This window comes from Methylomonas sp. AM2-LC (assembly GCF_039904985.1).
Classification (GTDB): domain Bacteria; phylum Pseudomonadota; class Gammaproteobacteria; order Methylococcales; family Methylomonadaceae; genus Methylomonas.
The window spans coordinates 577,812-596,014 of sequence record NZ_CP157005.1 but is presented as its reverse complement, the minus strand read 5'-3'; the positions used below and the strand labels follow the sequence as shown (position 1 = coordinate 596,014).

At 40.7% G+C, this 18,203-nt stretch carries 16 protein-coding genes; 10 read left to right on the top strand and 6 right to left on the bottom strand.

Going from position 1 to position 18,203, the window contains the following annotated elements:
• Positions 1 to 4: 4 nt before the first annotated feature.
• The 3 genes from rpmA to proB all read left to right on the top strand — a co-directional run bounded on the left by rpmA (position 5) and on the right by proB (position 2,499).
• Entirely contained in the window at positions 5 to 262 is a 258-nt protein-coding gene (gene rpmA / locus ABH008_RS02805) for a 50S ribosomal protein L27 (RefSeq protein ID WP_347988353.1), read from the top strand.
• Positions 263 to 344: 82 nt separating this feature from the next.
• Entirely contained in the window at positions 345 to 1,391 is a 1,047-nt protein-coding gene (cgtA, locus tag ABH008_RS02800; RefSeq protein WP_347988352.1) for an Obg family GTPase CgtA, read from the top strand.
• Positions 1,378 to 2,499, top strand: coding sequence for a glutamate 5-kinase (gene proB / locus ABH008_RS02795; protein WP_347988351.1), 1,122 nt, complete (start codon positions 1,378 to 1,380; stop codon positions 2,497 to 2,499). Before cgtA ends, proB begins: the two co-directional genes overlap by 14 nt.
• Positions 2,500 to 2,587: 88 nt before the next feature.
• Here the strand turns inward: proB and apbC are convergent, their stop codons facing one another.
• Positions 2,588 to 3,679 carry an iron-sulfur cluster carrier protein ApbC gene (apbC, locus tag ABH008_RS02790; RefSeq protein WP_347988350.1) on the bottom strand — a complete coding sequence of 364 codons (1,092 nt, stop codon included), beginning with the start codon at positions 3,677 to 3,679 and terminating at the stop codon, positions 2,588 to 2,590.
• A 584-nt stretch (positions 3,680 to 4,263) separates the two neighbouring features.
• On the opposite strand from apbC, the gene metG reads away from it, so the two are divergent.
• The 4 genes from metG (at position 4,264) to ABH008_RS02770 (ending at position 9,600) form a co-directional block, all read left to right on the top strand.
• Positions 4,264 to 6,324 (top strand): methionine--tRNA ligase, encoded by a 2,061-nt coding sequence (gene metG, locus ABH008_RS02785; protein WP_347988349.1) that lies wholly within the window; start codon positions 4,264 to 4,266, stop codon positions 6,322 to 6,324.
• A gap of 28 nt (positions 6,325 to 6,352) precedes the next feature.
• Positions 6,353 to 7,624, top strand: coding sequence for an O-antigen ligase family protein (locus ABH008_RS02780; protein ID WP_347988348.1), 1,272 nt, complete (start codon positions 6,353 to 6,355; stop codon positions 7,622 to 7,624).
• A gap of 105 nt (positions 7,625 to 7,729) precedes the next feature.
• A complete protein-coding gene (locus tag ABH008_RS02775) occupies positions 7,730 to 8,554 on the top strand; it encodes a glycosyltransferase (RefSeq protein ID WP_347988347.1) in 825 nt (274 codons plus the stop codon).
• A gap of 227 nt (positions 8,555 to 8,781) precedes the next feature.
• Positions 8,782 to 9,600: a glycosyltransferase family 2 protein gene (locus ABH008_RS02770; RefSeq protein ID WP_347988346.1), complete on the top strand. Its 819-nt coding sequence runs from the start codon at positions 8,782 to 8,784 to the stop codon at positions 9,598 to 9,600.
• 51 nt (positions 9,601 to 9,651) lie between these two features.
• Here ABH008_RS02770 and ABH008_RS02765 read toward each other — a convergent pair whose 3' ends face one another.
• Positions 9,652 to 10,110, bottom strand: a complete 459-nt coding sequence (locus ABH008_RS02765) for a CreA family protein (RefSeq protein WP_347988345.1) — start codon at positions 10,108 to 10,110, stop codon at positions 9,652 to 9,654.
• Positions 10,111 to 10,228: 118 nt separating this feature from the next.
• On the opposite strand from ABH008_RS02765, the gene dut reads away from it, so the two are divergent.
• The 3 genes from dut to argB are packed head-to-tail and all read left to right on the top strand — an operon-like array spanning position 10,229 to position 14,085.
• Entirely contained in the window at positions 10,229 to 10,690 is a 462-nt protein-coding gene (gene dut, locus ABH008_RS02760; RefSeq protein ID WP_347988344.1) for a dUTP diphosphatase, read from the top strand.
• 36 nt (positions 10,691 to 10,726) lie between these two features.
• On the top strand, positions 10,727 to 13,180 hold the full coding sequence (locus tag ABH008_RS02755; protein WP_347988343.1) for a phosphomannomutase/phosphoglucomutase: 2,454 nt from the start codon (positions 10,727 to 10,729) through the stop codon (positions 13,178 to 13,180).
• Between the two features lie 8 nt (positions 13,181 to 13,188).
• Positions 13,189 to 14,085, top strand: coding sequence for an acetylglutamate kinase (gene argB, locus ABH008_RS02750; RefSeq protein WP_347988342.1), 897 nt, complete (start codon positions 13,189 to 13,191; stop codon positions 14,083 to 14,085).
• Here argB and ABH008_RS02745 read toward each other — a convergent pair.
• From ABH008_RS02745 to murJ, 4 genes are all read right to left on the bottom strand, one after another.
• On the bottom strand, positions 14,071 to 15,060 hold the full coding sequence (locus tag ABH008_RS02745; protein WP_347988341.1) for a DUF4124 domain-containing protein: 990 nt from the start codon (positions 15,058 to 15,060) through the stop codon (positions 14,071 to 14,073). The genes argB and ABH008_RS02745 overlap by 15 nt on opposite strands.
• 23 nt (positions 15,061 to 15,083) lie before the next feature.
• The gene (locus ABH008_RS02740) at positions 15,084 to 15,659 is read right to left on the bottom strand and encodes a YggT family protein (RefSeq protein ID WP_347988340.1); all 576 of its coding nucleotides are present in this window, start codon (positions 15,657 to 15,659) and stop codon (positions 15,084 to 15,086) included.
• Positions 15,660 to 16,487, bottom strand: coding sequence for a pyrroline-5-carboxylate reductase (gene proC, locus ABH008_RS02735; RefSeq protein ID WP_347988339.1), 828 nt, complete (start codon positions 16,485 to 16,487; stop codon positions 15,660 to 15,662). It lies immediately after the preceding gene.
• An 84-nt stretch (positions 16,488 to 16,571) separates the two neighbouring features.
• Positions 16,572 to 18,113 carry a murein biosynthesis integral membrane protein MurJ gene (gene murJ, locus ABH008_RS02730; RefSeq protein ID WP_347988338.1) on the bottom strand — a complete coding sequence of 514 codons (1,542 nt, stop codon included), beginning with the start codon at positions 18,111 to 18,113 and terminating at the stop codon, positions 16,572 to 16,574.
• Positions 18,114 to 18,203 lie beyond the last annotated feature (90 nt).

The window sequence follows — 18,203 nt, the reverse complement described above, 5'->3', positions numbered from 1 at the left end:
GAAAATGGCTCATAAGAAGGCAGGCGGTAGTACCCGCAACGGTCGCGATTCTCAAGCTCAGCGACTAGGTGTTAAACGTTTTGGTGGTCAAGTGGTAAAAGCAGGTAACATCCTGGTTCGCCAACGCGGCACTCAGTTTCACCCAGGTGACAATGTAGGTATTGGTAAAGACCATACTCTATTTGCTACTAGCGACGGCAAAGTAGTTTTTGAAGTTAAAGGACCAAAAAGCCGTAGATACGTTAGCATTGCAGCTGCGTAATTATTTTGCTTGTGCCTTGCGGCGCATTCAACACGAAAAGCCTCGTTTTTCAGCGGGGCTTTTTTGTTTTTATCGGTAAATTATGAGATTTGTTGACGAAGCGGAAATCCGTGTAGAAGCAGGTGACGGTGGTAATGGCACCGCCTCTTTCCGACGCGAAAAATATATTCCTTTAGGCGGACCTAATGGTGGCGATGGTGGCGATGGTGGCAGTGTTTATTTAGTGGCCACCGAAAACGTAAACACTTTGGTAGATTTTCGCTACCATTCTGTTCATCGCGCTCAACGTGGACAAAATGGCATGAGCCGTGATTGTACCGGCAAAAAAGGCGATGATTGTTTTGTGCCAGTTCCACCAGGCACTATCGTATACGAAGCAACGACTGGTGAGAAAATCGGCGATTTAACTGACCCTGGACAACAATTATTGGTAGCCAAAGGCGGTTTTCACGGTCTGGGTAATACTCGCTTTAAAAGCAGTATCAACCGAGCGCCACAACAATTTAGCAAAGGCTCTGCCGGCGAACATCGCATGCTGCGCCTTGAATTAACTGTCATTGCTGATGTTGGCCTGCTTGGCATGCCCAATGCTGGCAAATCCAGCTTAATACGCGCCGTATCGTCCGCCAGACCCAAAGTAGCGGATTACCCATTCACCACCTTACATCCTAATCTAGGCGTGGTTAGTGTTGATGACTTGCGCAGCTTTGTGATTGCCGACATTCCTGGCGTTATCGAAGGCGCTGCCGAAGGCGCTGGACTAGGATTACAATTTCTTAAGCATTTATCAAGAACAGGGTTGCTTTTGCACGTAGTAGACATTGCCCCCTATGAAAACGAAATAAGCCCTGTAGCAGCCGCTCAAAAAATCATTCATGAACTGGCAAAATGGAGCGATGAATTAGTCAATAAACCTCGCTGGTTGGTTTTGAACAAAATTGATCACTTAACTGATGATGAAATTCAGCCCTATTGCCAAACCATTATCGACGCCTTGGAATGGACCGGTCCGGTATTTTTGATTTCTGCCATAAAAAATCAGGGTACTCAAGCCCTAATGTACGCCATTATGAACTTTCTTGAGGAGAAAAAACTTCAGCAACAGGAGCAACCTCGTGGGCCGCTCTGAATTTTCACAGGCTTGCAGGGTAGTTGTCAAAATTGGCAGCTCCTTACTCACCGACGGTGGTCGCGGCCTAAATCTGCAAGCAATTGCAGGCTGGGTTTCGCAAATGGCCGCACTAAAACGTCAAGGCGTTGATGTGGTATTAGTTTCATCCGGCTCTGTGGCAGAAGGCATGTCACGCCTAAAGCTAAAAACTCGCCCCAAAACCTTGCATGAACTGCAAGCCGCCGCTTCCATTGGTCAAATGGGCTTAGTGAGAAGCTTCGAAGACGAATTTCAGATACATGACTTGCTTGCTGCACAAGTATTACTTACGCATGACGACCTCTCAAATCGTCGCCGTTATCTAAATGCGCGCAGTACTTTGTTAACCTTGTTAAGTTTTGGCGTTGTACCCGTTATCAACGAAAATGATGCCGTTGCAACAGAAGAAATTCGCTTTGGCGATAATGACACATTAGGTGCCTTAGTTGCCAATTTGGTAGAAGCTGATTTATTGATCCTACTAACAGACCAACTTGGCTTATTTGATGCTAATCCAACCTTGCATCCTAATGCCAAACTAATCTCCAGTATTAGCGTTAATGACAGCAAGCTGGATGAAGTTGCTGGCGGCAGCATCAGTGGTCTTGGCCGTGGCGGCATGTTTACCAAAGTACGCGCAGCTCGTTTGGCTGCTCGCTCTGGAGCACCGACTGTTATCGTTTCCGGAAAAATTGAGAATGTCATTACCTCAGTATTTCAGGGCGAGGATCTTGGCACTTACTTGATACCCAATATAGAACCACTTGCTGCGCGCAAGCAATGGCTAGCGGGCCAACTACAGCTTAAAGGTAGTGTTACTCTAGACGATGGCGCGGTTAAAATTCTGCAAGGTGCAGGCAAAAGCTTACTATCTGTAGGCGTTAAAAGCATACAAGGCTCTTTTCAGCGCGGAGATCTGGTTTCTTGTCTGGATTCGAACGGCACGGAAATAGCCCGCGGCCTAATCAACTACGGCGCAGAAGAGACTTCAATTATTGCCGGAAAATCCAGTAGCGAATTTGAAGCTCTTCTGGGTTATGCCGATGAAGATGAATTAATCCATAGAGATAATATGGTTTTGATTTGAATATACGCACTTCAACAAAAATCCAATATATTTAAGCGTATACATACTGAAGATCTTTATTTTAAAAAGATCTTCAGTATTAACTAAATCAGCTATTCTGAATCACAATATTTGGAAACTTGCCACTATAATCTCTGGACAACAAAGCCAGCTTTGCAGCCATTTTCCGCGCAATCGATTTATAGATTTGCGCCGGCCTTCCTTCAGGATCGGCAACCATAGTGGGTCTACCGCTATCAGCATACTGGCGAATGTTGATATCCAGCGGCAACGCGCCTAACAAATCCACTTTGTTCTTAGTTGCCATTGCCAAGCCACCGCCCTGCCCAAAAATAGCTTCTTCATGTCCACATTGACTACAGATGTGTAAACTCATATTTTCAACTATGCCTAGAATAGGTATATTCACTTTCTCAAACATACCTAATCCACGTTGCGCGTCGATTAAAGCGATATCCTGTGGAGTGGTTACAATCACGGCACCACTCACCGGAATTTGTTGCGCAAGGGTTAACTGAATATCACCTGTACCAGGCGGTAGATCGATAATCAGATAATCAAGATCAGACCAACGGGTTTGCGTTAACAACTGCTGCAAAGCGCCGGTTACCATAGGACCACGCCAAATCATAGGTTGATCGGCATCGACCAGATAACCAATTGAGATGGTTTGAACGCCAAATGAAACTTTTGGCTGGAAAGATTTACCATCTTCGCTGACTGGCTGACCTGACAAACCTAACATGGTAGGAATACTAGGACCATATATGTCAGCATCGAGTATACCTACCTGCGCGCCCTCGGCCACTAGAGCCAAGGCAAGATTTACCGAAGTGGTTGACTTACCCACCCCACCTTTTCCAGAGGCGATTGCAATGATATTTTTAACATTAGGCAACGGCTTTAAGGCTTTCTGCACCGAATGCGAAACAATATTCACACTCACCTTAACTTGAACATTATCCACACCCGGCAATTTTTTTAACAGTTCTTCCAACTGTGAGCTTAGTGTTTGTATGTAGCTTTTGGCTGGATAACCCAATTGCACATCAACACTCACATTGCCACCCTCAATAGTTATTTTTTTGATAGCTTTGGCTGAAACCAGATCTGTTTCTACATTAGGATCAATAAAACTTTTAAGCGCATTTTCGACAGTAATTTTGTCCAGACTCGTCATGCAGAACTCCGTAATAAAACCATTAACCAAGTAATTTAGTAAGAATATAATACCTCTAATCCGGTTAGTATTAAAACCGTTTAGACAGCTGAAATAAATGCCTATCTAAAAATATCATGACTTTACATAAAATGATGGCTAAAGTAATGGATCTTGATTAACAACATAACAAATTGTTATTCAAGTTAAAAACCAAACTCTGAATTGCAACTTGCCATTATCAAAACACTCTTGATTTTTCTTACGTGTAGATTGAATATTAGCCACTTACTACGCCACAAATTTCACATCCTCCTCAAATTTTTGCATGATTATTTTCTTAAACTGAAAGTTAAATCGACCCTATTGACTAAACCTGTAAGGCAAAACTAACTTAGTCAAACACCCTAACACATAAATTATTGACTATTTTCACATAACAAAGCATCTGGCAGCTAAAACATGCATTACTGATCAATAATGGTTATAGAGATAACTGGCAAAATCGCTCCATAATCAAGACAGATAATGCTATACAGTCCATGCTTATAATTCGATTCTATGCCATAATCCCCACACATTTTGTTACCTCTAATTAAAGCTCCATGTCCGATAGAAAAATCCTCGTCACAAGCGCATTACCTTACGCCAATGGCCCTATTCATTTAGGTCATTTAGTTGAATACATCCAAACCGATATTTGGGTAAGATTTCAGAAAATGCGTGGGCATGAATGCTATTTTGTTTGTGCCGATGATACGCACGGTACACCCATCATGTTGCGAGCAGATCGAGAAGGTATTAGCCCAGAACAATTGATAGCTCAAGTTGCGGAACAACATCAGGCTGATTTTGCAGATTTTAATATTGGCTTCGACCACTACCATAGTACACATTCTGAAGAAAATAAAATTCTATCCAGCCAGATTTATCTACGCTTACGTGACGGCGGACATATTAGTAGTCGCAGCATTACACAAGCTTACGACCCCGTTAAACTGATGTTTTTGCCTGATCGATTCATTAAAGGTGACTGCCCGAAATGCGGCGCATCCGATCAGTATGGTGATAATTGTGAAGCCTGTGGCGCTACTTATTCACCTATGGATCTAAAAAATGCAGTTTCGGCTATTTCCGGCGAAAAACCTATCGAAAAAGACTCGCTTCATTACTTTTTTAACTTGGGTGATTTTAGCGAAATGCTCACAGACTGGACGAAGGCGGGACACTTACAACCCGAGGTCAGCAACAAAATGGCTGAATGGTTGGAAAGTGGCTTACATGAATGGGATATTTCTCGAGATGCACCTTATTTTGGCTTTGAAATACCCGATGCACCCGGCAAATATTTTTATGTATGGCTGGATGCTCCTATTGGCTACATGGCCAGCTTTAAGGCACTTTGCTCTAAAAAAGACTTGGATTTTGATGAGTTTTGGCGGCAGGAAAGCAAGACCGAGCTTTACCACTTCATAGGCAAGGATATTATTTATTTCCACGCTCTGTTCTGGCCAGCTATGTTATACGGTGCAAATTTCCGTACACCCAGCGCCATTTATTCTCACGGATTCTTGACGGTAAACGGTGAGAAAATGTCGAAATCGCGTGGTACTTTTATTCAAGCCCGCACCTATCTTGATCATTTAAATCCTGAATATCTTCGCTATTACTTTGCTGCAAAACTGAGTGCCGGTGTCGATGATATCGATTTAAACTTTGACGATTTTACACAGCGCGTTAATGCCGACCTGGTAGGAAAAGTGGTCAACATTGCCAGTCGTTGTAGCGGATTCTTGCATAAGCGTTTTGACAATCTTTTATCTGATGAATGCGCAGAACCTGCCCTTTTTCAACTGTTTATCGACAGCAACACTGATATTGCTGATTTTTACGAAAAACGCGAATTTGGTAAAGCCATGCGCGAAATCATGGCACTAGCCGATAAAGCCAATCAATATATTGATGAGAAAAAACCTTGGTTAATTGCTAAGGAAGAGGGGCGCGATAAAGAGCTCAACGCTGTATGCAGTATGGGCTTAAACCTGTTTAGGCTATTGGTAGTTTATTTGCAACCAGTCATACCCAGCTTAGCAAATAATGCCGCTCATTTTCTTAACATCGACCCGCAACCCTGGCCAAGCCAAGCACAACCGTTGCTTAACCATAAAATAAATGCATTTGTGCCATTAATGACGCGAATCGAAGCCGATAAAATTGCAGCTATTATTGAGGCATCAAAACAAAATCTAGAAAAATCTGCACCTGTCACAACAGTATCGAAATCAACAGAAGATAAAACACTAGCCACGGCAAACTTACAAGCTATAGAACCTATTGCTGAAGCTATCGAAATTGAAGATTTCACCAAAATCGATTTACGCATTGCTCGCATCATCAAAGCAGAAGCAGTGCCAAATGCGGAAAAATTGCTACAATTAACCGTCGATATTGGCAATGAAACCCGCAATATTTTTGCTGGGATTAAATCGGCTTATACACCTGAGGAGTTGGAAGGAAAGTTCACAGTGGTAGTCGCTAATCTTAAACCTCGCAAAATGCGCTTCGGTACGTCTGAGGGTATGGTATTAGCTGCGGGGCCAGGTGGCAAAGATTTATGGGTATTATCACCCGATGAAGGCGCCCAAGCTGGCATGCGCGTTAAGTAGAGTCCATTAATACCTGATCCAAAACCCTATGAATTTGACTCGTTTCGAAATAATTGAAAATACGCGTAATGCATGGCTAGACAACTATTTAATTATCGTTTTATCTCTTTCACTATTAGGATTTCTATCTTTTCGTGGCTGTACAAATGCGGGTTTGTTTCTGCTGTTATTACCCGCACTGACCGAATTTAAAACCACTATTAATGATGCTCAATTAAAAGGTCGTCTCCGCTTAATCTACTCCATCATACTTGTACTTGCTCTACCCTTTTTTGCCGTATTGATTAGCCAATCACTCCGACATGATTGGCATATAAAAGCCCTAGATGCACCAGCTCGTATGCTTTTATCCATACCAGTCCTGTTTTATTTTAGTTACAAACAAGTCAACTTCAGCAAACTCATCGAATACTTAACTGCACCATCACTTTTGATATTGGTCGTTGTCATTTTGATGCATCCAGAAATAAGTGCTAACTGGAGTGGGCGATTTGCCACAAAAGCGGTTGATCCTACTCAATTAGGCACATATGCACTCGTTCTCACAGCCTTTTGCTTGTTTAGCATTGATAACTCCACACTGACAAAACCCAAATTACTGACATTGCAGATGACCGGTTTACTGGCTGGATTATTTATACTGACCGGCACAGGAACGCGTGGCAGTTGGTTGGTTATCCCCTTTTTATTACTGAGCTGGGCAAAACTGAAGGCCACTAGGTTGCCACCACTGACCTTAACCTTACTTGTGTTACTTTTTGTGTTCGGTTTAGTGCTAATCGGTTTTTTACAACCTAAAACTCTGCAAAGATTATTAAGTGGTTACACTGAATTCGTAGCATGGTTGGATAACACAAATCGTGAAACATCTACCGGATTCCGACTAACGATGTGGCAAATGTCCTGGGAGCTTTTCAAACATAATCCTCTGTATGGTTATGGTGATGGCAATTTTGGAGCCTATTTAAACGAAAACTGGATTTTATCCATATCCAGCCCGGAAACCCGCGAGATTATCTTATTAAACGGTCCACATAACGAGTTATTAGCCAATTTATTACGCTCTGGCATTTTGGGCGGAATTTCTGTATTGGGATTGTTTCTGTTAACACTTAGATTCTTTTGGAAAAACAAAGATAATGTGCAATCGTGCCAAGCTAGTCATTACGGAATCGCTTTTATCATTTGCTTGTTGTTTTGTAGTATTAGTAGTGAAGTATTAACCATGAAATACACAGCTACTTTTTACGGATTAATCATTGCCGGATTAACTGCACAAATTATCTGCGCGAACAAGTGAACCGAGAATAGCAATCAGTAAAATTAAATATATGACTAATTTTCTCACCGCTAAAATTAGGTTTTTTTCTCTGGGTAAAGTTACCCGTATTTTAACGCCCAACTAATGAATCCACTTAAATATAGCGTTACGTTTGCTTGTTACAATCAAATCGACTACACCCGCCAATGTATAGAAAGTATGCTTAAACATGGTTTTGATTTAAGCCGACTGATTGTTGTTGATAATGGCTCAAAGGATGACACTCGGGAATATTTACAAACCCTACCGCTGGGTGGTCGCATTTTTAATCGTTCAAACTTGGGTTGTGGCGTTGCATGGAATCAAGGAGCATTAGCATTACAATCGGAATGGACTATCATCATGAATAACGATGTACTGGTTTCTGCAAATTGGCTGGAAAATTTGATTAATACGGCCGAACTGAACCAAATTAAAATCATTTCTCCTTCACTAATAGAAGGTAGCTTAGATTACGATTTTGATGCTTTTGCCGATCTAGCTACGCTTAAAATGCAACATGCTCTGCGTTCAGGCGCGCGTCATGCGGTTTGTCTAGCTGTCCATCATTCCGTGTGGGAAGAAATTGGTTATTTTCAACCCATTCCAAAATTATTGGGCTATGAAGATACACTGTTTTTTCATGAAGCAGAAAAAGCGGGTATTCGTTGTGCTATCACTGGGGCATCTTGGTTGCATCATTACGGCTCCATTACCCAATCAGCAATGAAACAGGAACGAGGCTTGTCTGAAAAACAGGGTTTAGGCTATCGTTATAATTATCGACTGTTACAACAAAGCTGGCTTGAGCGTAAGCTCAAAAAAATACACAATAAAAATCAGCTAAAACAATGGAAAGATCAGGAATTAGCACAATTTGGAATGACAATGCATGGCACTCGTTTAAATAACAGTTTTATTTGGCAATAAACTTAATGCTGCCGTTTTATCCTGTCTAAGTTTTACACATAAACCATTATTAGTGACCAGAATATCGGCATAGCGGTTTTAAGTGCGGTTGTCATAGATTTTTTGTATTGAATTCAATCCTATGTTTGCTGTTAGTCTAAAACGTATAAGCCAGAATTCAGACTTGCTAAAATTTGACTCAGCGCATATAAAACACATTCAGTCTTTAGTAAACAAATTAATTTTAAATGAACGCGTTAATTTCGGTAGTCGTCACCACCTATAATTGGCCACTGGCACTGACCGCCTGCCTTAATAGCCTGCTAGCTCAAAAGGATCAACAATTTGAAATTATAATTGCAGATGATGGCTCCAATACTAGCACGCAGCACTTAATTGCGGACTTTATCAAAACCAGTCCCATTCCTATTCTGCATGCCTTTCATGCTGACATAGGCTTCCGAGCAGGGACTATTCGTAATAAAGCGGTAGCTATGAGTAATGGTAGCTACATAGTGTTTTTAGATGGTGATTGCGTGGTTTTCCCCCACTTCATCTCTCGGCATCGTAGAATATCTGAACAGGGACATTTCGTACCAGGTAACCGTATTTTATTAAGTGAATCCTATACTTCACTGGCATTAAAGCATCAAATTCCTTTGTATCAAAAATCTATCAGTTTTTTCATTCAACAACGATTGAAAGGCCATCTTAATCGAATATTACCGTTGGTATACCTACCATTTAATAATCTTCGTTATCAACGCCCTCAAAATTGGCAAAAAGCCATGACTTGCAACTTGGGCATCTGGAAACAGGATTTCCTATCTATAAACGGTTTTGACGAGTTATTTCAAGGTTGGGGTTATGAAGACTCTGATCTGGTTATTCGTCTGATTCATTTAGGTATAAAACGTAAAGACGGTCGATTTGCGCTACCGGTTTTACATCTGTGGCATACACAAAATGATAGAAGTCAACACGATGCAAATTATAATAGACTCATGGAGAGACTTGCAGATGCGACAGTAATTTATGCTCAATTAGGTGTAGAACAGTATCTATAAGCTGCTAACTACTCATGTTTTGGTTATGTTTGATGGTTGACTTCCCCACTTTTATTGGCCACTCCAAGTCATAACAGGTACAGTGGAAATACTGTTTGCGGGAGCCCCATCTATCAATTTACGACTAACGGCCACATACACTAAGGTTTTATGCTTTTCATCCCAAAGACGCATGACATTGGTTTCTTTAAAAAGTAAAGAGGTACTCTCGGAAAACACTGCTTCATCTTTTGGCAAATTAGCAGGCACTGTAATAGGACCGGTTTGCCGACATGCCAAAGAAAACTGAGAAGGATCTTGCGCCAAACCTAATGAACCCGAAATACCTCCGGTTTTAGCCTGACTAACATGACAAGTGACGCCAGCAATTTTAGGATCAGAAAAGGCTTCTACACAAACCTGATGATTGGCTCCTATTAATTTCCACGCGGTGGTAATACAACCAACCGTTTCAGCACTTACATTGGCTGAAACTAGAAACAACAAGCAAATTTTAATTAATTTTTTCATTTAGCCATCCTCTATATAAAACAAATAATATGTTTTATTCTGCACTAGTTCAAGTTAATTCCTAACACTAACTTAACTTATATGCCTTGGATGCTTTAAAATAGACACAGAGGTCAATATGAAATTAAAAATTCAAACTAAAATACTTAATTCTAAAATCGGTACCGATTTTCCATTACCTGTTTTTGCAACTGATGGCTCTGCCGGAATGGACCTCAGAGCGTGCATTGATAGTGCTATCACCATTCCAGCGGGTGAAACCGTAATGATAGCAACTGGAATTGCAATTTATATTGCCGACCCAGGCATAATGGCCGTTCTGGCACCTAGAAGCGGCTTGTCATTTAAACACGCCATAGGTTTAAAAAATTTTATTGGCATCGTAGACTCTGATTATCAAAATGAAATTTGTATTGCCGTTTGGAATCATGGAACACAGGCTTACACCATTCAACCTGGAGATCGTATTTGTCAGATGATGTTTGTGCCTGTCATACAACCCAGCCTAGAAATCGTTACTGAATTCAGCGATGAATCGCAACGAGGACTTGGGGGATGGGGGCATTCTGGAATCCAATAAAATTAAACGTCCACCCATAACACACAGGCTTAACTCATGAGTCGTTTTTTCAGCGTTATAGCCATATTGTCTGCATTCATGGTTTTGCTGGCAGGTGCAGGTAGTTATTGGCTTTCAGAAATAAAAGTCAGGAATAGTGAAATAGCACTAACCACGGTAAAAGCCCAAGGACTGGCAAACAACTTGGGATTACAGTTGGATACGCTCCAGCAAAGTGTTAATGGTATAGCGCATATACCGGAGGTTATTGCTGCTTTAAATACTGCCGACCCCGTCACGCTTAATAATGTAGCAAAAAAATTACAAGTTTTAATACCTGGTGCCTTAAAAGTTAGATTACTATTGCCATCTACAAACGAAATCGATACTACCCAAACTCCTCATATGGGTTTTGGTGATTTGGAAATGGTACAGGCCACACTGAAAAGCAAACAAAAACCCGTCATTCAAGGTGAAGGTGAACATCGACATTTGGCACTGACTAGCCTTGTTAACATGAATGACCACATTATTGGTGTCGTTTTAGTCAGTTTTAAAACAGATATTCTCAATCAGGCCGTACAAAGTAGCAATTTTGGTGAAAGTTATGCTGAAATTATGCAAGATCAAATCATTTTGGCAACCAATGGCGATGCAGCGGCCAAACAGAGTGCTCCCGGTTCATTGTCGTTTGAAAATGGTCGCTGGATTATCAACTTCTGGGCAAAAACCAAACCTGATTTCAATGAGCTTATTTTAATAACCAGTATTACAATAATTCCAATATTGCTGACATGCCTGATATTTTTTATCGGTTATAGAAAATTAGCTGAGTTAATGCTGCAAGACCAACAATTCATAGTAAAAGCAATTAAAGATATTCTAACTGACAAAAACCTGGGTAACTATCCAATCCAGTTAGCTGAAATGAAGCCGATTATTGTAAATATTTTGCAATTCAAACGTGCACTGCAAGATAAAAATCCAATTATAAATCAAAATCAGGACATATTAGATGATGGCTATGATGTGCGTTTTCTTGAAGGAAAACCACTCAAAACCAATAGAATGATATCACCCAGCAAAAAGAACAAGTCAATTTCACCGCATGTTAAAACTGAAAAACCAGAAACCTCTCAGTTTGCGAATATCTTTCGCTGTTACGATATACGCGGCATCGTCGGAAAAGAGTTAACTGAAGAAGTAGTCACGAATATTGGCAGAGCAGTAGCCAGTGAAGCAAAAGAGCAGGGTATTAATTCTATTGTCATTGGTCGTGATGGCAGGCTATCCAGCCCTGATTTAGCAGCCGCTTTAATCTCGGGCATTTGCGCATCTGGTTGTAATGTTGAAGACATAGGATTAGTGCCTACGCCGTTATTATATTTTGTCGCTCATCATAAAGACGGACGTAGCGGCATTATGATTACCGGTAGCCATAATCCATCTGAATACAATGGCTTAAAAATTGTTTTAAACAATGAAACATTAGCTGAAGGCCGTATACAAGCCATTAAACAACGTATCGAATCTCGAAATTTCAATCATGACGAACCGGGTTCCAGTATGCTGAGCAACTCATTTGTTGACGAATACATTGGCACCATCTGCGAAGACATTCGAATTTCCAAACCCATAAAAGTGGTAGTAGACTGTGGCAATGGCGCTGCCAGCGAATTAGCACCCAAACTACTCAAAGCATTAGGTTGCGAAGTGATAGAGCTGTTTTGCACGATTGATGGCGAATTTCCTAATCATCATCCAGATCCTAGTAAAGCTGAAAATATGGCGGATTTGATCACAACCGTCAAACAAGAAGCAGCTGATATTGGCATTGCTTTCGATGGCGATGGTGATCGACTGGGAATAGTTGATTCAGAAGGAAAAATAATCTGGCCGGATAGACAAATGATGGTGTTTGCCCGCAATGTTTTGAGCAGAAAACCAAGCGCAAAAATTCTTTACGATGTTAAATGCTCTAAACATTTAGATGATCAAATTCGTAAATTTGGTGGTCAGCCTATTATGTGGAAAACAGGCCATTCCTTATTAAAGGCCAAACTAAAAGAAACCGGGGCTGCATTAGCTGGGGAAATGAGTGGGCATATTTTCTTTAATGATCGCTGGCTTGGCTTTGATGATGCTTTGTATGCTGCTGCGCGAATGATAGAAATTGTTGCTGAAGACTCCCGCTCGAGCGCCGAACTATTTGCCGAATATCCAGATAGTATAAATACCCCCGAATTGAATATACCCATGGAAGAAGGTGAAAACGTTGGCTTTATTGAACAGATGTGTAAACGCATTAACTTTAAAGATGGCAAAATTATTACAATAGACGGCCTAAGGGTGGAATTTTCTGATGGCTGGGGATTGGTACGTTCGTCAAATACCACGCCTTCTATTGTTGTGCGCTTCGAAGCAGACAGTAAAATAGCCATGAATCGTATTCAAAGAAAATTTAAATTCCTAATGTTACAAATTAAACCCGACCTTTCTTTGCCCTTTTAAAGTAGACCATGATTAAAGAAAAAAATGCTCATCAGATAGCCCATGTTCTTATCGAAGCACTTCCCTACATTCAAAAGTTTAAAAATAAAACTGTTGTAATCAAATTTGGCGGAAATGCCATGATTGATGAAGCCTTAAAACAAAGTTTTGCTCGCGATATTGTATTAATGAAGCTGGTGGGCATCAATCCTATCGTTGTGCATGGCGGAGGTCCACAAATTGGTAATTTATTGCAAAAACTAGGCAAAACCTCGGAATTCATCGACGGCATGCGGGTAACCGATAGCGAAACGATGGACGTAGTGGAAATGGTTCTGGGCGGATTGGTTAACAAAGAAATTGTTAATATGATTAATATGCAAGGGGGTAAAGCGGTAGGGTTAACCGGTAAAGATGGTAACTTTATCCATGCCAGAAAAATCAATATGACCAAAGCAGGTGTATCTATTGATGACGCTCCAGAGATAATCGATCTGGGGCATGTTGGAGAAGTCAGCAGCATTGATCCTGCTGTAGTAGAAATGTTAGGTAACAGCGATTTTATTCCAGTCATCGCCCCCATTGGCGTAGGCAAAGATGGTTTTTCTTACAATATCAATGCCGATTTAGTAGCAGGCAAAGTGGCAGAAGTTTTAAAAGCTGAAAAACTCATTTTATTAACCAATATTCCAGGCATTCTGGATAAACAAGGCCAACTACTGACCGGTTTATCATTAACCGATATTGATGATCTGATTGCGGATGGCACTATTTCCGGCGGCATGATTCCAAAAACTCGCTGCGGCACTGATGCATTAAAAGGCGGGGTTAAAAGCGTACACATCATTGATGGCAGAGTAGACCATGCAGTACTCCTTGAGTTGTTTACAGATCAAGGTGTGGGAACCTTATTAGTGCGGCGCTAGCATAGACTGAATAAAAGGAGAAAACTCTTCGCGTATCGATTGTACTTGATGACTACTGCACAGCTCTTTGCCTAATGAAGAATTTCTACAGCGTACATCAAGAAATATTTGCATTTGCCCTTCAATCTGGTTCAGTTTGGAAACGGATAAACTCAAATCATCATCTTTTACTGGCGATGCACGCATTATAAGACTTTCATTTTCTACATCAGCTGGCGTTGTGGAATAACGAGCAACAAATACGCCAGCAATTTTCCAAGCTTGTTCACATTGCATGGTATTTTTACAAACATATAAACCTAAATCACTGGTTATATTATTTTCATCTTGCTTTTTATCGACCACTTTTGACTTAGCGATCTGTACAAGGAACTTGTAACGCTCCATATCCGCTTTAAAAGATTGCTCGGTATTTTGCCGATTCCTGATATGTTGCTTAAGTTCTTGCTCAGTGTCAGCTAACAATTTTTTACTACTTTCTATTTCAGCTAATAATTTGTCTGGTACTTTTTGATTATTTCGCTCAAACTCAGCAGCTGTTTGGTGTTGTTGAGCCAATTGTTGGGTAAATCGCTGCACATTACTTTCAATGGCTTTTTGCTGGACATCCAGAGTACCCAGTTTATTGACCATAGCGTTCTGAATTTCTTCTACGCTGTGAAAAGAACTCAGTAGATTTTTATCATTTGCCGCTTGTTTAGCGATAATTTTATCCTGCTCCTGACGAAGTAATTCCAGTTTCTTTTGCATTTTTAATTGCTCAGGATTTTTGGCTTTTTCTAGCACCTCAACTACCCCGGCTTTTTCGTTTAGTATTTCTCGATGTAGCTTAACCTGTTCGACCAAGACATGGTCTGAATAATAAACGTTACCGTCTTCATCAACCAATTTATACATTTTTTTTGCCAACGCAGTCTGCCAGGTTAGCAAAAGCGCTAAACTAATAAACATTACCTTTTTAATATTAGCTGCCATTGTGTCTTACTAAAACCAGTAAACTAGCTCAACAAGCTAGCGAGTTGCTGTAATGGTGGCAAAATCATCATTTTAGCCAAATGTAAAACAACCAAAGCCACCAGTGGTGATAAATCTATACCCCCTAAATCAGGCAATACCTTTCGACAAATGTTTAATAACGGATCAGTCAGACTATACAAAATTGACGCAACTGAATTGTAATTTCCGGGCGCAAACCAACTCAACAGAGCACCCGCGAAAATGGCATAAACATAGATATCCAACAAAATTTTCAGCAGATCGGTAAACGATAATAAAGTCAACGCCACAAAACTGATACCGACTCCTTTAAGAGCAAGTATTGAAAAATTCGCCAACATCTGTAGCAATAAGGCCAACAATAATGAAGAGCTATCCACTCTACCTATTGCCGGTACAAAACGACGTAATATGCGTAGCGGCGGATGAGTTATCTTAACTAAAAACTGGGAGACAGGATTATAAAAATCAGCGCGTATGGTTTGCAACAAAAAGCGTAATAACACCGCCAAAATATACAATGAAAACAGGGTATCGATTAGAAATACTACCGGATCGGTCATATAATTACTGCCCATTTAATTGTCTCCAAGTTGTTTTGACATTTCAATCGAACGTATTCTGGCAGCATGTAAGGCTTTGCTGACTATCCCCGTGAAATCATTTTGTTGAAACGTTTCTATGGCTTTTTGCGTAGTCCCACCCGGTGAAGTAACACGTTCACGTAAAAGTGTAGGTGATTCTGTAGATTCCAAGGCAATTTTAGCAGCCCCTAAAGCTGTTTGCTGAATCAAAAGACGAGCGGTACGTTCATCCAAACCCATATCCAGCGCAGCTTTTTCCATGGCTTCCATCAATAGAAAAAAATACGCAGGTCCACTACCTGAAACAGCGGTAACCGCATCTAACTGTGTTTCATCTTCAACCCACAATGCCAAACCTACTGAGCGCAAAATATTTTCCGCCAGATCTTTTTGTTCGTTATTTACATTTTGGTTAGCATGTAGAACTGTGGCACCGGTCAGCACCAATGCGGGAGTATTGGGCATACAACGCACGATGGCTACATCATCACCTAGCCATTGCGCTAAACTATACTGAGAAATACCCGCGGCAATTGAGACAATCAATACTTTTTTCTGCTGAGTTAACTGTGCAATTTGCCTTGCAACTTCATGAAGAACTTGCGGTTTAACCGCCAGTACAACCACCTCTACAGAAGCGATGACCACTTCGTTGCTAACAGTCGTATTAACTTGTAAATGCTCAGCATGAGATTTTAAGGTTGCTTCATTAGTATCTGAAACCCAAATTTTCTGTGGCGAATAACCACTGGCGATCAAGCCACTGATGAGACTGGTGGCCATATTGCCACCTCCAATAAATCCTATAGATCTTGTTTTCATATCTGACTGAATTTTAGTTGTATCATTAATTTAACTAACATTTTTTTCATATCTTCATTACTCTTCAACTAGTTAAGCATCTCGCTAATTACTTTGGCTACCTGCTAAATGTTTAGGTCTGACACCTAATAGCCATAAAGCAAATAAATAAATTAAGAGCGCTAAACCGATGACTAATAATAAAGCCAAACTACGTTGAGATGCTTTCCAGTATAGCCATAAATCAGAATCGACAAAATAATACAAAAATCCCGACATCAGCATCGACGCCAATCCCACCTGCCCGATAAACTGCCACCACTTCTGGCAAGGCTGATAGACTTTATGTTTGAGCAATGCCCACAATAATAGCGCCGCATTCAAATAAGCAGATAATGTTGTGGCTAAAGCGGGACCTGCATGTGCCAATGGCAATATCAACACCGCATTCAACACCACATTTGCCAGCATCGAATACATTCCAAAACGCACCGGAGTAGCCGTATCTTGGCGTGAAGTAAAGCCCGGCACCAAAACTTTGATTAAAATAAACGCCAATAACCCCAAAGAAAACACCATTAAGCTTTTACTGGCCATTAGCACATCATTAACCCCGAATTCATTATATTGGAATAATGTCGAAAGCAAAGGTTCCGATAAAAACGTTAATCCCAAAGTAGCGGGTAATCCTACCAATAATACTAATTTCAACCCCCAATCCAACGATTTTGAAAAGGCCTCCACATCATTAGCCGCATGATTTTCCGCTAAATGAGGCAAAATAACTGTTGAAACAGCAACACCGAAGATGCCTAACGGAAACTCGACCAGACGATCAGAATAATAGAGCCAAGACACACTACCAGAAACCAGAAAAGAGGCAAATAAGGTATCAACCAATAAATTAATTTGCACTACTGACACACCAAAAATAGCGGGCAGCATGAGACCTATCATGCGTTTAACGTCAGGATCATTAAATCCCAAACTTAACTTTGGCAACAAGCCTAATTGATACAAAGCAGGAAGCTGAAATACCAATTGCACTACACCCGCAGCAAAAACTCCCCAGGCTAACGCTAAAATGGGTTCAGCCATTAAAGGCGAAATCCACACAGCGGCTACTATCATACTGATATTGAGAAATACAGGGGTAATCGCTGGCACTGCAAATTTACCTTGTGCATTTAAAATACCGCCAGCAAATGCGGTCAGGGAAATAAATAGTAGATAGGGAAAAGTGATCTGTAGCATCTGCACTGCCAGTTCATATTGGCCACTTTCCCAAAAAAAACCGGGTGCAAAGAGCAAAATTAAAACTGGCGCGGCAACAATACCGATTATACTTAACAATAATTGTACCAGTGACAACGTACCGGCAACTTTTGAAATAAAAAGTTTGAGTTGTGAAGGACTTCCTTTCGCTTGATATTCAGCCAACAAAGGAACGAAAGCATGGGCAAAAGCCCCTTCAGCAAACAGACGTCGTAGAAAATTAGGTATTTTAAACGCGACAAAAAACGCATCAGTTGCTGAACTCACTCCAAAGATATTGGCAAACAACATATCCCGCACAAAACCCATGATACGTGAAATCATAGTCATACTACCAACAATAGCAGACGATTTGAAAAGTTGCTTAGTCAAGATAACCTTTTAGTGCAGATTTGATTTAAAAGTTGACAATCATAGCATCTAAAATCATAATAGGACGTTTATAAATTACTCAAATCAACT

Bases quoted from the DNA above. Each gene is read 5' to 3' on its own strand.
- rpmA (WP_347988353.1), top strand. From the start codon at position 5: ATGGCTCATAAGAAGGCAGGCGGTAGTACCCGCAACGGTCGCGATTCT.
- cgtA (WP_347988352.1), top strand. From the start codon at position 345: ATGAGATTTGTTGACGAAGCGGAAATCCGTGTAGAAGCAGGTGACGGT.
- apbC (WP_347988350.1), bottom strand. From the start codon at position 3,679: ATGACGAGTCTGGACAAAATTACTGTCGAAAATGCGCTTAAAAGTTTT.
- metG (WP_347988349.1), top strand. From the start codon at position 4,264: ATGTCCGATAGAAAAATCCTCGTCACAAGCGCATTACCTTACGCCAAT.
- ABH008_RS02780 (WP_347988348.1), top strand. From the start codon at position 6,353: ATGAATTTGACTCGTTTCGAAATAATTGAAAATACGCGTAATGCATGG.
- ABH008_RS02775 (WP_347988347.1), top strand. From the start codon at position 7,730: ATGAATCCACTTAAATATAGCGTTACGTTTGCTTGTTACAATCAAATC.
- ABH008_RS02770 (WP_347988346.1), top strand. From the start codon at position 8,782: ATGAACGCGTTAATTTCGGTAGTCGTCACCACCTATAATTGGCCACTG.
- ABH008_RS02765 (WP_347988345.1), bottom strand. From the start codon at position 10,110: ATGAAAAAATTAATTAAAATTTGCTTGTTGTTTCTAGTTTCAGCCAAT.
- dut (WP_347988344.1), top strand. From the start codon at position 10,229: ATGAAATTAAAAATTCAAACTAAAATACTTAATTCTAAAATCGGTACC.
- ABH008_RS02755 (WP_347988343.1), top strand. From the start codon at position 10,727: ATGAGTCGTTTTTTCAGCGTTATAGCCATATTGTCTGCATTCATGGTT.
- argB (WP_347988342.1), top strand. From the start codon at position 13,189: ATGATTAAAGAAAAAAATGCTCATCAGATAGCCCATGTTCTTATCGAA.
- ABH008_RS02745 (WP_347988341.1), bottom strand. From the start codon at position 15,060: ATGGCAGCTAATATTAAAAAGGTAATGTTTATTAGTTTAGCGCTTTTG.
- ABH008_RS02740 (WP_347988340.1), bottom strand. From the start codon at position 15,659: ATGGGCAGTAATTATATGACCGATCCGGTAGTATTTCTAATCGATACC.
- proC (WP_347988339.1), bottom strand. From the start codon at position 16,487: ATGAAAACAAGATCTATAGGATTTATTGGAGGTGGCAATATGGCCACC.